This is a genomic window from Mesorhizobium sophorae (genome assembly GCF_002270415.1).
In the GTDB taxonomy this organism is placed as follows: domain Bacteria; phylum Pseudomonadota; class Alphaproteobacteria; order Rhizobiales; family Rhizobiaceae; genus Mesorhizobium; species Mesorhizobium sophorae.
In genome coordinates, this window is record NZ_NNRI01000022.1 from 550187 (window position 1) to 563291 (window position 13105).

15 protein-coding genes are annotated in these 13105 nt (G+C 62.5%); 6 read left to right on the forward strand and 9 right to left on the reverse strand.

The features are described 5' to 3' along the window. Window positions 1-37 precede the first annotated feature (37 nt). Window positions 38-430: a thiol-disulfide oxidoreductase DCC family protein gene (locus tag CGZ66_RS33710; protein ID WP_245331344.1), complete on the forward strand. Its 393-nt coding sequence runs from the start codon at window positions 38-40 to the stop codon at window positions 428-430. A gap of 67 nt (window positions 431-497) precedes the next feature. On the opposite strand, the gene CGZ66_RS33715 is transcribed toward CGZ66_RS33710, so the two are convergent. Continuing rightward, on the reverse strand, window positions 498-755 hold the full coding sequence (locus CGZ66_RS33715; protein WP_095090977.1) for a DUF2798 domain-containing protein: 258 nt from the start codon (window positions 753-755) through the stop codon (window positions 498-500). Between the two features lie 271 nt (window positions 756-1026). Between CGZ66_RS33715 and CGZ66_RS33720 the strand changes: the two genes are divergently transcribed. Together CGZ66_RS33720 and CGZ66_RS33725 are read left to right on the forward strand one after the other, a co-directional pair. Next, on the forward strand, window positions 1027-1704 hold the full coding sequence (locus CGZ66_RS33720) for a PadR family transcriptional regulator (RefSeq protein WP_095090978.1): 678 nt from the start codon (window positions 1027-1029) through the stop codon (window positions 1702-1704). A 232-nt stretch (window positions 1705-1936) separates the two neighbouring features. Beyond that, window positions 1937-2233, forward strand: coding sequence for an HlyU family transcriptional regulator (locus tag CGZ66_RS33725; protein WP_095090979.1), 297 nt, complete (start codon window positions 1937-1939; stop codon window positions 2231-2233). Window positions 2234-2294: 61 nt separating this feature from the next. Here the strand turns inward: CGZ66_RS33725 and CGZ66_RS33730 are convergent, their stop codons facing one another. From CGZ66_RS33730 to CGZ66_RS33750, 5 genes are all read right to left on the reverse strand, one after another. Then, window positions 2295-3089: an ATP-binding cassette domain-containing protein gene (locus tag CGZ66_RS33730; RefSeq protein ID WP_095090980.1), complete on the reverse strand. Its 795-nt coding sequence runs from the start codon at window positions 3087-3089 to the stop codon at window positions 2295-2297. Next, on the reverse strand, window positions 3089-4186 hold the full coding sequence (locus tag CGZ66_RS33735; RefSeq protein ID WP_095090981.1) for an ABC transporter permease: 1098 nt from the start codon (window positions 4184-4186) through the stop codon (window positions 3089-3091). Before CGZ66_RS33735 ends, CGZ66_RS33730 begins: the two co-directional genes overlap by 1 nt. Window positions 4187-4241: 55 nt before the next feature. Next, entirely contained in the window at window positions 4242-5198 is a 957-nt protein-coding gene (locus CGZ66_RS33740) for a rhizopine catabolism ABC transporter substrate-binding protein (RefSeq protein ID WP_095090982.1), read from the reverse strand. 156 nt (window positions 5199-5354) lie between these two features. Beyond that, a complete protein-coding gene (iolE, locus tag CGZ66_RS33745; protein WP_095090983.1) occupies window positions 5355-6254 on the reverse strand; it encodes a myo-inosose-2 dehydratase in 900 nt (299 codons plus the stop codon). After that, window positions 6251-7369: a Gfo/Idh/MocA family protein gene (locus tag CGZ66_RS33750; protein WP_095090984.1), complete on the reverse strand. Its 1119-nt coding sequence runs from the start codon at window positions 7367-7369 to the stop codon at window positions 6251-6253. The genes iolE and CGZ66_RS33750 overlap by 4 nt, the downstream gene beginning before the upstream one ends. A 98-nt stretch (window positions 7370-7467) precedes the next feature. Between CGZ66_RS33750 and mocR the strand changes: the two genes are divergently transcribed. Beyond that, a complete protein-coding gene (mocR, locus tag CGZ66_RS33755; RefSeq protein WP_095090985.1) occupies window positions 7468-8919 on the forward strand; it encodes a rhizopine catabolism transcriptional regulator MocR in 1452 nt (483 codons plus the stop codon). Between the two features lie 9 nt (window positions 8920-8928). Here mocR and CGZ66_RS33760 read toward each other — a convergent pair whose 3' ends face one another. Together CGZ66_RS33760 and CGZ66_RS33765 are read right to left on the reverse strand one after the other, a co-directional pair. Continuing rightward, the gene (locus tag CGZ66_RS33760; protein ID WP_095090986.1) at window positions 8929-10131 is read right to left on the reverse strand and encodes an MFS transporter; all 1203 of its coding nucleotides are present in this window, start codon (window positions 10129-10131) and stop codon (window positions 8929-8931) included. Window positions 10132-10323: 192 nt separating this feature from the next. Beyond that, the gene (locus CGZ66_RS33765; RefSeq protein WP_095090987.1) at window positions 10324-10782 is read right to left on the reverse strand and encodes an Lrp/AsnC family transcriptional regulator; all 459 of its coding nucleotides are present in this window, start codon (window positions 10780-10782) and stop codon (window positions 10324-10326) included. A 171-nt stretch (window positions 10783-10953) separates the two neighbouring features. On the opposite strand from CGZ66_RS33765, the gene CGZ66_RS33770 reads away from it, so the two are divergent. Further along, window positions 10954-11688, forward strand: a complete 735-nt coding sequence (locus tag CGZ66_RS33770; protein ID WP_095091719.1) for an AzlC family ABC transporter permease — start codon at window positions 10954-10956, stop codon at window positions 11686-11688. Then, window positions 11685-11984, forward strand: a complete 300-nt coding sequence (locus CGZ66_RS33775; protein WP_095090988.1) for an AzlD family protein — start codon at window positions 11685-11687, stop codon at window positions 11982-11984. Before CGZ66_RS33770 ends, CGZ66_RS33775 begins: the two co-directional genes overlap by 4 nt. A 62-nt stretch (window positions 11985-12046) precedes the next feature. Here CGZ66_RS33775 and CGZ66_RS33780 read toward each other — a convergent pair whose 3' ends face one another. Continuing rightward, window positions 12047-13105: an ABC transporter ATP-binding protein gene (locus CGZ66_RS33780; protein ID WP_095090989.1), complete on the reverse strand. Its 1059-nt coding sequence runs from the start codon at window positions 13103-13105 to the stop codon at window positions 12047-12049.

Genomic DNA, 13105 nt, shown 5'->3' on the forward strand with positions numbered 1-13105 from the left:
GATCCCGGAAAGCAGGTGCCGGTTTTTGGAAGGATCCATGCCCGAGCAACGGACCAAGCCCTTGCTGACCGTCTGGTACAACACACGCTGCCCGGTTTGCGATGCCGGCATCAGCCGGCAAAAGCGGCGGCTGATCGAAGCGGTCAAGGCCGGACGGATCGTGTTTCGCGACATCAACCTTGAACCGGCGGCACTTGCCGGATTTGGCGCTTCGCTTGAGGATATCCGTCGCCGGCTGCACGCGACCGACGCCGACGGCCGACTGCTGGTGGGCGCCGATGTCGCCATTGCCGTGTGGCAGATAACGCCAGGCGAGGGCTGGCTGGCGACGGTGTTCGGCAATCCGGTTGCCTTGCCGCTGACGCGTTTTGCCTATGATCGGATCGCCGACCTGCTCTACGCCTGGAACCGGCGCAACGGCCGCTGGTAGCGGTTCCTCGTCGGCGACCGGGCGAATGGAGGTCCCGAACCATTTGCGGACCTCCCTTTGCCAGGCCCTATCGACCGGCCCGCTCGCAGAGTGCGCCGACGATGCGGCGCACCATCGGCAGCACCAGCAGCAGCGTTGGAAACGCCACCAGCCAGGACAGACCCCAGGCGGTCATCCAGATCGTCGGCAGGCCGGGGTGGAAACCGAGGCTTTTCAGCGTCGAGATGAATGAGACAATGAAGGTCATCAACAGCGACAGCACCAGCGGGCTGAGGATGGCAGCATAGCGCGCGGGCAGCTTCCTGCGCCGATTTCTTGTAGTCATTTTGGGAGTTTCCCTGAAGTGTCCGGTCCGTCGCATTTGGCATCCATTCGCCGGTTTTCGGCGCAATTGCCCGGAAAGACCGGGTTGGATGCGTTGCTTGACGTCAGACGCTTACGGAGCAGCCGTGGCGCTCGCGGGCCTTCTAGCGGCACGCTCCGGCAAAAGCAAGCCTCTGGCGCGGCATTCAGATACATCGTAAGATATATCTTGACTCCGACGATTGATGCGCCTAATTAAGATATATCGTAAGATAGAACTCAAGGAGCAATCAATGCACAAGCAATTCGGGCACAATCATTTCGGCGAGCGGATATTCATGCACATGGCCGGCAAGTTCGGTGGCCGTGGCGGTGGTTTCGGCCCGTTCGGCCATGGCGGTCGTGGCGGCGGACGCGGCGGCCCGGGCGACATGTTCCGCGCCGGGCGCATGCTGGCCGACGGCGATCTCAAGCTGATCACGCTGTCGCTGCTGGCCGAGGCACCGCGCCACGGCTACGACATCATCAAGGCGCTTGAAGAGCGCACCAGCGGCATCTACAGCCCGAGCCCGGGCGTGGTCTACCCAACGCTGACCTTCCTGGAAGAAGCCGGCTATGCCGCTTCCGCGGCCGACGGCAACAAGAAGGTGTTTTCGATCACCGAAGCCGGGCAGGCCCATCTCAACGACAACCGCGAGATGATCGACGGCGTGCTCGACCACCTAGAGCGCTTCGGCCGCAAGATGGCCAAGGCGCGCGACTGGTTTGGCTGGAACGACGAGAGCGAAGAGGGCGGGCGTCGTGGCGGTCGTGGTGGCCGCTCGGAGGCGCGTGACGAATTCCGCGCTGTGCGTCACCGGCTGCGAGCTGCTCTCGGCGACTTCGTCGATGCCCCGGCCGACAAGCAGGCTGAGGCGATCGCCATTCTCGAAGGCGCCGCCGAGGCGCTGGAAGCGCTGTCGCGCGGCTGAGGCCGCCCGTCCAGTACAGCCAAAAGCCAGAACAGACAAAAGCTCGGGAACCCCCGGGCTTTTTGTCATTTCGATTGACCGGCCGCGGCAGGCTGACGAGATCGATCTGCTAGCCGACGTCTTTATCAGGGGGCTGGAATGCGGCGGCACATTCGCGCATGCTGGAACGACAGCGTCGTGAATCGCGAACAGGGCAGGCCGCGATTGCAAGGCGAACAGGGAGATTTGAGCGATGTCTTTTCTAAAGCGTCTTTTCGGCGGTGGTGGCGGAGCCGAGGCAGGTGAGCCGAAGACCGCAGCGCCAGCCAAGCAGGTCGAACACAAGGGGTTCCTGATCAGCGCCACGCCCTACAAGGCCGAGGGCCAGTACCAGACCTGCGGCGTCGTCTCTAAGGAGATCGATGGCGTCATCAAGGAGCACAAATTCATCCGCGCCGACCGCTTCGCCGGGCTCGACGACGCCGTCGACATCTCGATCAAAAAGGGCATCCAACTGGTCGACGAGCAGGGCGAGCGGATCTTCGGGTAGGGCAGGACCGGTCGAGGCGACGACCGTCGGCTTTGCGCCACCCGATTGACCTTTGCTCCCTTTAAGCGGGGCTGCCTTTGACCGCTCTATTCAGTTCCTGTTCCAGGTCTACCAGTTCCTTGCCGCCGGCCATCAGATTGAGCAACTGATCGCGATCAATTTCGCTTTTCGCGTAGGTGCCGGTGCATCTGCCGCGCTTCAACAAGGTAAAGCGATCGCCGACCACATAGGCGTGATGAACGTTGTGGGAAATGAAGATGACGCCGATGCCGCGCGCCTTGGACTGGACGATGAGCTTCAGGACCACGGATGCCTGATGGACCCCCAGCGCCGATGTCGGCTCATCCAGGATCAGCACCTTGGCGCCGAAATAAACGGCGCGGGCGATGGCTAGGCACTGCCGTTCCCCGCCCGAAAGCGTGCCGACAGGCTGTTCCGGATCGCGCAGCTGGATGCCCATCGCCGACAGTTCGTCATACGCGGTGCGGTTGGCGAACTCGGCGTCAAACTGGCTGATCGGGCCGAACTTGCGCATCGGCTCGCGCCCGAGAAAAAAGTTTCGCGCCACGCTCATGAGCGGCACCAAAGCCAGGTCCTGATAGACCGCTGCGATGCCGCTGTTGCGCGTATCGGCCGGTGACGCAAACCTCGTCGGCTTGCCCTGGACGCGGATTTCACCCTCGTCTGGCGCGTAGACGCCGGACAGCGTCTTGATCAGCGTCGACTTGCCCGCGCCATTGTCGCCAAGCAGGCAATGGACCTCGCCGGGACATACGTCGAACGACACATCCTTCAGCGCAACGACCGACCCGAAATACTTGCTGACCGACTTCAGTTCGACATAGGGCTCGGCCATCACCGGCTCCTCATGGCGCGGTTGCGCACATAGCTGTTGAACAGCACCGCGATGACCATCATGGCGCCCATGAACAGCTTGAACCAGTCCGTGTCGATGCCGGTGTAGAAGATGCCCATCTGCACCACGCCGAAGATCAATGCGCCGAACATGGCGCCGACGGCCGACCCGTAGCCGCCGGTAAGCAACGTGCCGCCGATGACGACGGCAATGATGGCCTCGAATTCCTTTTGGGTGCCGCGCAGCGTGTCGGCCGAGCCGGTGACCAGGACCTGGATCGCCGCAAAGAGCGCGGCCGCCATGGCCGTCATGACGAACAGCGTGATCTTGGTGCGGGCCACCGGTACACCGAGATTGCGCGCTGCGTTGGCTTCACCGCCGGCGGCGAAGATCCAGTTGCCGAAGCGGCTGCGCGTCAGCAACCAGGTGCAGATCAAGGTCAATGCGATCCACCAGACGATCGACACCGGAATGCCGGAAATTGACGGCAGTCCGTCCGCCCGCTTGCCGACCAGGCCCATGTCCGAAAGCCAGGCGATCAGGCCGGAAAACACCTGCCCCGAAAACAGGCTGTTGAGAGGATCGTTCAACGCCAGTTCATGCACGCCCGAAACCTGGGTCCGCCCGGATATGCCGCGCGTGAGACCGAGTGTCAGGCCGCGCAGCATGAACAGGCTTCCGAGCGTCACGATGAAGGAGGGCAGCCCGGTCTTGACGACGGCGAGCCCGTTGAGCGCACCGATACCGCCGCAAACAGCGAAGGAAAACAGCAGCGAAAGCCAGATGGGCCAGCCCCAGAATACGGAAGGGATCGCGATCAGGATCCCGGCAAAGCCAATCATCGAGCCTACCGACAGGTCGAACTCGCCCGCGATCATCAACAGGGCCACGGGTGCGGCGAGAATGCCAAGCTGGGCCGAGACCTCGAGGAAATTGATGATCCCCTTGGCACTGAAAAGTCCCGTATTTCCCGCCGTGATGGCGAAGAACACAAAGACCAGAACGGTCCCGGCCGCCGCGCCAAGTTCCGGCCTGCTCAACAGGCGGCTCAGGCGGGAGACGGACCGGATCCGCTCGTCGCGAACCTCTGCAGCCATGGATGCGTTACCTTCATCGGTGAAAGCGGCCGGGCCGGAGCCCGGCCGCCAGCGGTTAACGCTTGCCCTGTTTTGCCAGATCGATGACCGAGGCGGCAGTATCCTTGGTGACGAAACCGGGGCCTGTCGGATAGTCGGCGATCGGCATGATCTTGTACTTCTTCCAAAGGTCGAACATCGCGACCGGGATATAACCCATGGCATATTGCTGGGCGTCAATGCCCCACTCCATCTTGCCGGCAACAACGGCCTGCAGGATGGTGGGAGACAGATCGAACGTGCCGGTTTTCACCTTGCCCGCGAGGCCCATTTCATCGAGCGCGGCCAGCGTTGGTTCGGCACCGCTGGCGCCGACAGCGAGAATGAACTGCGTATCGGCATGGGCGGTCATGTAGGCGATCATGCGGTTCTTCATTTCAGTCGGGTCGATGACGCCGTTCATCACCGGAACATCGACGCCCAGCCCCTTGGCAAAGCCCGCGCAGCGATCGTCAAGGCTGGAATTGCCCACCTCGTGATTGGCGCAGACCGCCTTGGTGAGGCCGAGCGCCTTGATGCGCTCGCCGGCCATGACGCCCGCCTGAAATTCGTCCTGTCCCATGAACAGCAGGCCGCCAAGATCATGAGTCAGCTTCGAGCCGCCGGAGTCGATGACGATGACCGGGATGCCGGCGGCAACGGCATTCTTGACCGGACCTGAAAGGGCCGCGGCGTCGGGGATCGAAACCACCATCCCATCGGGCTTCGAGGCTGTAATGGCGTCGATCATTTGCGCCATCTTGGCCATGTCGAATGTTTCGGGCGCCAGATATTCGGCCTTGACGCCCAGGGTCTTGGCCGCATCGTCCATGCCGTTCTTCACGACCGACCAGTAGGGGTCGCCGCTCTGGCCATGGGTTACAAACACCACGTGCGTTTCATCGGCGGCCGCAAGACTGGTGGCCGCCGCCATCATCGTAACGCCGGCCAGCAGGCCGAGCGCAGGCTTTATTAATTTCGCAAGCGAAAACATAACAACCTCCTGTTTGTTTTCCGCCGCCGCAGTTACGGTCGGCAGTCCAGTTGCCCCTTCAAGGTGTGTTGTTATTCCATGACCTGCATCTTCGCACACCTCTGTCCAGTTTCATTCATCAGCACTGGTTCCCTGGAGGCCGAATAGTGGCCTCGATCATTCCCTGACAGTAAATCCGGCTTCCCCAGCCATGCGCGACAAATTCCGGAATCCCATCGTCGCATAGGTCAGCGGGTTGGCCTTGCTGGGATCCTGCTCGGCCTCGACGACCAGCCAGCCGCTGTAGCCGTTGTCGGCAAGCACGCGTAAAATCGAGGGATAATCGATGAACCCGTCGCCGGGAACGGTGAATATCCCGTCCATGACCGCCCCCATGAAACTCATGTCTTGCGCGCGGGCCCGATCAAGCACGGCCTTGCGCGCGTCCTTGCAATGCACGTGCACGACGCGCTTGACGTGCGCCCTGATCAAAGCCAGCGGATCGCCGCCTGAAAATATCGAATGGCCGGTGTCGTAGAGCAAGCCGACCGCCTCGCCGGTGTGGCGCATCAGCAGGGCCACCTCGGCATCGGTCTCGACGATGGTCCCCATATGGTGGTGAAAGGCCATGCGCACGCCGAAATCCGCCATCCGCTCGGCCAGCGCGGTCAGTTTGCGGCCGTAGGCCGGCCATTCCTGCGGGCTCAGTGCCGGGCGTTGGGAGATCGGTCCCCAGATGGCGTCATGGCGTCCGCGCGAGGTGTCGGCATAAACGACATGCGCCGCGCCCATATCCTTCAACAGCTGGAGATGCGGCATGATCGCATCCATTTCCGCGCTGACTTCCTTCTCGTCGCAGCGGCCATCATACCAGCCCGAAATCACGGCAAGGCCATAGCGCTCCATGATCGGCTTCAGCTCGGCCGACCGGCGCGGGAACTTGCCGCCAAGTTCAGTGCCGGAATAGCCGGCCTGTTTGGTCTCGCCGAGACAGACCTCAAGTGGCGTATCGCCGCCGAGTTCCGGCACGTCATCATTGCTCCAGGTGATCGGGTTTATGCCGATGCGAACCGTCACGGGCGAGCTCCTGATTGCTTGAGCTGGGCAAGGTGGCGCCGGGTGAGCCCGGCCAGCAACGTCATGTCGCGACGCGCCTGCTCGGCGGTGTTACGCACCGGCGTGCCTTCGACAATCGCCGACCAGAAACCCTTCAACTCCTCGACAAACGCCTCTTCGTATCCGCTGCGGATGTCGCGGCTGGAAAGCGTGTGGCCGTCGCTGGTGCGCAGGGTCAGCCGTGTCGGTTGGTGGTTGAGATAGGGCGAGGGGAATTCCAGTTCGAGCGAGGCTTGGTCGAAGTAGAGCGTTATGCGCTCTCGGTAGTCGGCGAGCCCAGGTACGGCCAGATGCACCATGTTCCACAGCGCCTGGCCACCGAGCAGGCGCACGGCACCCTGGCCGCCTTCACCCCTGGCAAAAAGCGAGGCGCCGACAATGTCGCCATCTGTGACGCCGAGGGCATCGAGCAGCCCGTGGACGGCGTTCACGTCGTGCACGATCGCTGAACAATAGGCGCCGACAAAACCACGAAAGGCGTCGGGATCATCCAGTCCAGGCACCGCTCGATCCACCTGCTCGCGCTGCCTGGCTTCGGTCGCGGCAACCAGATCCACCGTGACGTCGTCACCCTGGCATGTGGAATGGTGCCGCACGAACGGCCAGGCGTCGGGATCGTTGACCTCGACCGAAATGTAGCGAAGCGTCCGCGCCGTGCCCGGCAGCATCTTCAGCGCCGCCTCGTAGCTCGGATCGAAACGCTTCATGTAGCCGACCTGAAGCACCTTGCCGGCGCGATCCCTGGCGGCGATCAGGTCGTCGATGTCCCCGGCGCTGTAGCAAAGCGGCTTTTCGCAGAAGACGTGCAGCCCCCGGGCGAAGGCGGCGAGAGCCTGTTCCCAGTGCAAGGCATCGGGGGAGGCTATGACCACGGCGTCAAGCGGCATCGCAAGAAGTCCGTCGAGATCGGCGAATGTAGCGAGGCCGAATTCCTCGCCGACAAAGGCGCGGGTTTTGCGCGAAGGATCATAGACGCCGAGGATCTTGAACTGCCGGTGCAATTTGAGCAGATTCGGGATGTGCTCGACCTGGGCGACGCCTCCCGCACCGATCACTCCCACCCTTATGCACTGCATCGGTCAGCCCCACCTGAACCTGAACGCATTTTTCTTGAGCCTAGGACTGCTTTGGTTCCATTGTTAGAACCAGTTTGCATTGATTTTTCGGAACCACGATGAAAACGAGTTTTCCAATCGACGGCATTGCGCTGGATCGCGGCAGTTCCGCCAACCTGCACAGGCAGCTCTACGTCCAGTTGCGCGGTCTGATCGAACGGCGTGTGCTGCCGAGCGGCCACGCGCTGCCCTCGACGCGGGTCATGGCGCGTGATCTGCAGGTGGGCCGCAACACGGTGATTGCCGCTTGCGACCAACTGGCGCTGGAGGGTTATCTGGCGATATGGCCACGCCGGCCCTCGGTGGTCATGGATCTGTCGGCCCGTTCGACCGCGGCGGAGCAAGTATCGGTCGAGGGTGAGAATCCGATATCATTGCGCGGGCAGGCCATGCTCGCTCAACCCTATCATCACGGCCGACCCGGCATGCTCGCATTTCATCCCGGCATGCCGGACCCGGATAATTTTCCGTTCAACACCTGGTCGAAGCTGCTCAGCCGACGCGCAAAATTTGCGCATATCGACCTTTTCGGGACCTATCACGTCAAAGGCTATCCACCACTTTGCGAGGCTATCGCTCGCTATCTCACCGCGTCGCGGGGCGTTCAGTGCACCGCCGAGCAGATCGTCGTGACCAATGGCGCGCAGTCGGCGTTCGATCTTCTGGCCCGGCTGCTGATCGATGAAGGCGACACGGTGTGGATGGAGGAGCCGGGATACTATGGGGCGGGTTCGGCTTTCGTCTCGGCTGGGGCGAAACTGGCGCCACTGCGCGTGGGCAATGCAGGCTGGAACCTCGATCCACCGCCTGTCATTCCGCGCATGATTTTCGTAACGCCCTCCTGCCATCATCCGCTCGGCATAACCATGCCGATGGAACAGCGGCTCAATCTCCTGCACATGGCCGAGACCTGGCGGTCATGGATCATCGAGGACGACTACGATGGCGAATACCGTTTTCAGGGGCAACCTATACCGGCGCTGCAGGGCATCGGCGCGTCAAATCGCGTGGTCTATGTCGGTACCTTCGCTAAAATCCTGTTTCCGGCCATGCGCCTCGGCTTTCTGGTGGCGCCCAAGGCGATAGACCACACAATCGTCTCGGCGCTGAGCGTGACCGGCCAGTTCGCCCCATTGCTTGCCCAGGCAGCACTGGCGGACTTCATGAACGAGGGGCACTTTACCCGTCATCTCAGGCGCATGCGACGCCTCTATGCGGACAGGCGGCAGTTCTTCCTGGAGAGCGCTCAAAGGCATCTCGGAGAATGGCTGGATTTTCATTCAACCGAATCCGGCATCCAGGTTGTCGGCATTTTCCGCGCTAGATGTAACGACGCGGCGATTGCCGAGGCGTTGCTCCAACAGGGGATCAACGTCTCGGCCCTATCGATCCAGTACCGTCACGGCTCGGAACAAAACGGCCTTGTCATGGGCTTTGCGGCTGCGGATGCGCAGACAACCGAAAAGACGTTGCAAAAATTTCGAGCCGTGCTGAAAGCCCATTTCGGGTAGACTCCCAGATCACGCCGTCTGCAACTCCCGGCGCGGCAGCGGCGGGAAGGCGATCGCGATGCCGACCGCGCCAAGGCCGATGATGGCCGAGCCGATGAACAGCCAAGAATAGTTGGCGTAGGCATCGAACACCATGCCGCCGGCCAGCGGACCAAGCGCCATGCCGAGGCTGGACAGCATGGTTGCGGCCCCGAACACGGTGCCCAGGATGCGCTGGCCAAAATACTCGCGCGCCAGCACCGCATAAAGCGGCATCACGCCGCCATAGGTGGCGCCGAAGATGACGGCCAGCATGTAGAACTGCTCGAGCTGGCTGATGCTGAGATAGGCTGCAATGACGATCGCCTGGATGGCCAGGCCCGCGATCAGCACCGGCTTGACGCCGAGCCGATCGGCAAGCACCCCGTAGAGAAGCCGCCCGCCAAGCCCAGCGAGGCCCTCGACGCTGTAGATCGAGACCGCCGCCATGGGCGCCACGCCGCACAGCATGGCATAGCTGACCATATGGAAGATCGGCCCGGAATGGGCAGCACAGCAGGCAAAGAAGGTCAGCCCGAGCACGATGAATTGCGGTGAGCGCAGGGCCTGGCCGGCCGTCAGGCCGGCGCCTTCCGCAACCGGTGCGGAACCGATAGCGGCCACGGCTAGCTTCGGCGGCTGGCGGACCAGCAGCACGGCCGGCAACAGCAGCACCCATGCGGTAATGCCGATGTCGAACATGGCGGTGCGCCATTCATAGGCCGAGATCAGCCAGCGAGCGAAGGGCGAGATCGTCATCGGTGCCACGCCCATGCCGGCCGAGACCAGCGAGACCGCAAGGCTGCGGTTGGTGTCGAACCAGCCTGATGTCAGCGCGATCATCGGCGCGAAGAAGGCGCTGGCCGCGAGGCCGACAAGCACGCCATAGGTGATCTGGAAGGTCAGCAGCGAGCCGGCGCGGCTGGCCAGCACCAGCGCCAGCCCGAGCAGCACCGCGCCGATCGTCACGACGATGCGGGCGCCAAAACGGTCGGACAGGGCGCCCCAGGCGAAGCCGCCAAGGCCCATCACCAGGAAGTTGAGCGTCATGGCGCTCGAGATGCCGGCGCGCGACCAGCCGGTGTCGATCGCCATCGGCTCGAGGAAAATCGCCAGCGAAAACATCGTGCCGATGGCGACACAGGACATCAACGCGCCAGCCGCGACGATGACCCAACGATAGGAAAGGCTCATGTTTTTCTCCCATGCCAGAGGGCAACGCAACGCGCTGCTTGCGTCCGAAGGACGCTGGCACGGACATCGATCCTACAATCCGGTTGCATTTTTTATCCAGTCTAACTGGCGCCTTTTCCGGTCGCCCCGGCCGCTTTCTACAGGCGGCGTGTCACGCTCCCAGAACCGCTTCACACTCTTGGGTGACATGCGTCATAGCGGCAGTTCGGATGTGTATTTGATCGTCTGGCTGGGGACGTCGGTCTTGACGTTCTGCACACCCTTGATGCGGCTCAGATGCTCCGACTGGAAGCGGCGGTAGTCGTCGATGCCGGCCGCCACCACGCGCACCAGGGCATCGCAATCGCCGAGCATCAGATAGCATTCCATCACCTGCGGCAGCTTGGCCACTTCGGTGGCGAAATGCTCGATCGTGTCCTCGTCCTGCTGCTTCAGCCAGATGCGGGTGAAGAAGGTCAGCCCCTTGCCGATGCTGGCTGGGTTGAGCACGGCGACATAGCGGTCGATGACGCCGGCCTCCTCCAGCAGCTTCACGCGCCGCAGGCAAGGCGATGGCGACAGCCCGACCTCGTTGGCCAGATCATTGTTGGCCATGCGGCCGTCGCGTTGCAGTGCCCGCAGGATGCGTTTGTCGATCTCATCGAGCTTCATGGCTACAGATTCCATTTTCTTGGCAATTTGTGACACTCAATGCCAAAATTTGACGAAATACAACAACCTTCGCAACCAAATTGCTGGGCGGTATCGGTATATTTGCCGCCGACATCACTGATTTCTAACGCAACCGGAAGCGGTGGCCGCGAGGCCGACCGATGGCAGAGCATGAGCATTTCACAGGCAGTCGAGGTGGCAGGCGATGGTTCGAGGTCCGAGTTCCGCCGTGGCGTGGCGTCATGCGCGCCGGTGCTGTTCGGCACCATCCCCTATGCGCTGGTGCTCGGCGCCCAAGCCACCCAGAAAGGCTTGAGCGTCGTCGAACTCTCGGCAATGACAGGGCTGAATTTTGCCGGCGGCTCGGAATTCGCGGCGATCCAGCTGTGGACGTCGCCGCCGCACATCGTGCTCATCGTCGCCATCACCTTCCTGGTCAATAGCCGGCACCTGCTGATGGGGGCTGCATTGGCCCCGTTCCTGCGTCACCTGCCGCGGCGCAAGATGTTTCCGGCGCTGTTCTTCCTATGCGACGAGAGCTGGGCGCTCGGGCTTGCCGACGCCAGGCAGCGCGCCGCGGCTGGTATCACGCCAGCCTTCAGCCCGCGCTACTATATGGGTGCGGCGCTGGCGATGTATCTCACCTGGGTGGCGTTCACCACGCTGGGTGCCTTGCTCGGCCCGATGCTGGGCCATGTTGAGACCTATGGTTTCGACATGGCGTTTCCGGCCGTCTTCCTGGTGTTGATGCGTGGCATGTGGAAGGGCGTGGCCGCCGCGCGGCCCTGGCTGGTCAGCCTTGTCGTCGCGGCGCTGACCTATCTCATGGTTCCCGGCGCCTGGTATGTCGCGGCGGGCGCCGTGTCGGGGCTGGTCTCGGCCTGGTTCTTCTGGAGAGAAACATGATCGACGCGACGACTCTTTTCACCATCGTGCTGATGGCCGGCGTCACCTATCTGACCCGGATCGGCGGCTATCTTGTGCTGCGCAACCGCACGCTCAGCGTCCGTGCCACGGCGGTGATGGAGGCGGCACCCGGCTGCGTCCTGATCTCGGTGATCGCACCGGCCTTCGTGTCGAGGAACCCGGCTGACCTTCTGGCGCTGGCCATCACTTTTGTCGCCGCAACACGGTTCTCCATGCTGCCGACCGTGCTGATCGGAGTCGCCTCGGCGGGCATTCTGAGGCATCTGATCGGCTAGGACAAAAAGGGCGGGCGCCCGCGCCTGCCTTTTCTCATCGGTGGCTATCTTGCCGCCGCGATCTATTGGATCGCGGACGTGATGCGCCGACCCTCGGCGTTGAACAGATGGAGCTGTGTCAGGTCCGGGGCCAGGAAAACGTGCTGACCCGGCATCACGCTTATCCGCTCGCGCAGCAGCGCGCTCAGCGTGTTGTTTCCGGCTTTGGCAATGACAAGGGTTTCCGAGCCGGTCGGCTCGACCACTTCGACCACTGCCGGCACGCCGCTGTCGGAAAGCCTGAGATGTTCGGGCCGAATGCCCCAGGCGACGGCGCTTTCGGTCTGTTCCAGCACAGGCAGCGGGAACACGATGCCGTCGCCAGTGGTGAAGCCGTTGGCGGTGCTGCGCCCTTGCAGGATGTTCATTGCCGGCGAGCCGATGAACTGGGCTACGAACAGGTTGGCCGGCCGGTCGTAGAGATCGAGCGGTGCGCCGACCTGTTCGACGATGCCGCCATTCATGACCACGATCTTGTCGGCCATGGTCATGGCTTCGACCTGGTCGTGAGTGACATAGACGATGGTGGTTCCCAGGCGCTGGTGGAGCGCCTTGATTTCGGTGCGCATCTGCACGCGCAGCTTGGCGTCGAGGTTGGAGAGCGGCTCGTCGAACAGGAAGACCTTCGGCTCGCGCACGATGGCGCGGCCCATGGCGACACGCTGGCGCTGGCCACCGGAAAGCTGGCGCGGATAACGCTCAAGCAGATCCTGCAGTCCCAGGATTGTCGCGGCGCGCGCAATCTTGTCGTCGATTTCGCGCTTGTTTTCCTTCTTCAGCGTCAACGCGAAAGCCATGTTCTCGCGCACGGTCATATGCGGGTAGAGCGCATAGTTCTGGAACACCATGGCGATGTCGCGCGATTTCGGCGCGATGTCGTTGATGACCTTGCCTTCGAGCGCGATCTCGCCGGTGCTGATGTCCTCCAGCCCGGCGATCATCCTCAGCAAGGTCGACTTGCCGCAACCGGATGGGCCGACGAGGGTGACGAATTCGCCCGAAGCAATGTCCACCGACACGCCGTGGATGACCTTCGCCTTGCCATAGGCCTTCTCGACATCGGTGATGGAAAGCGCGCTCAT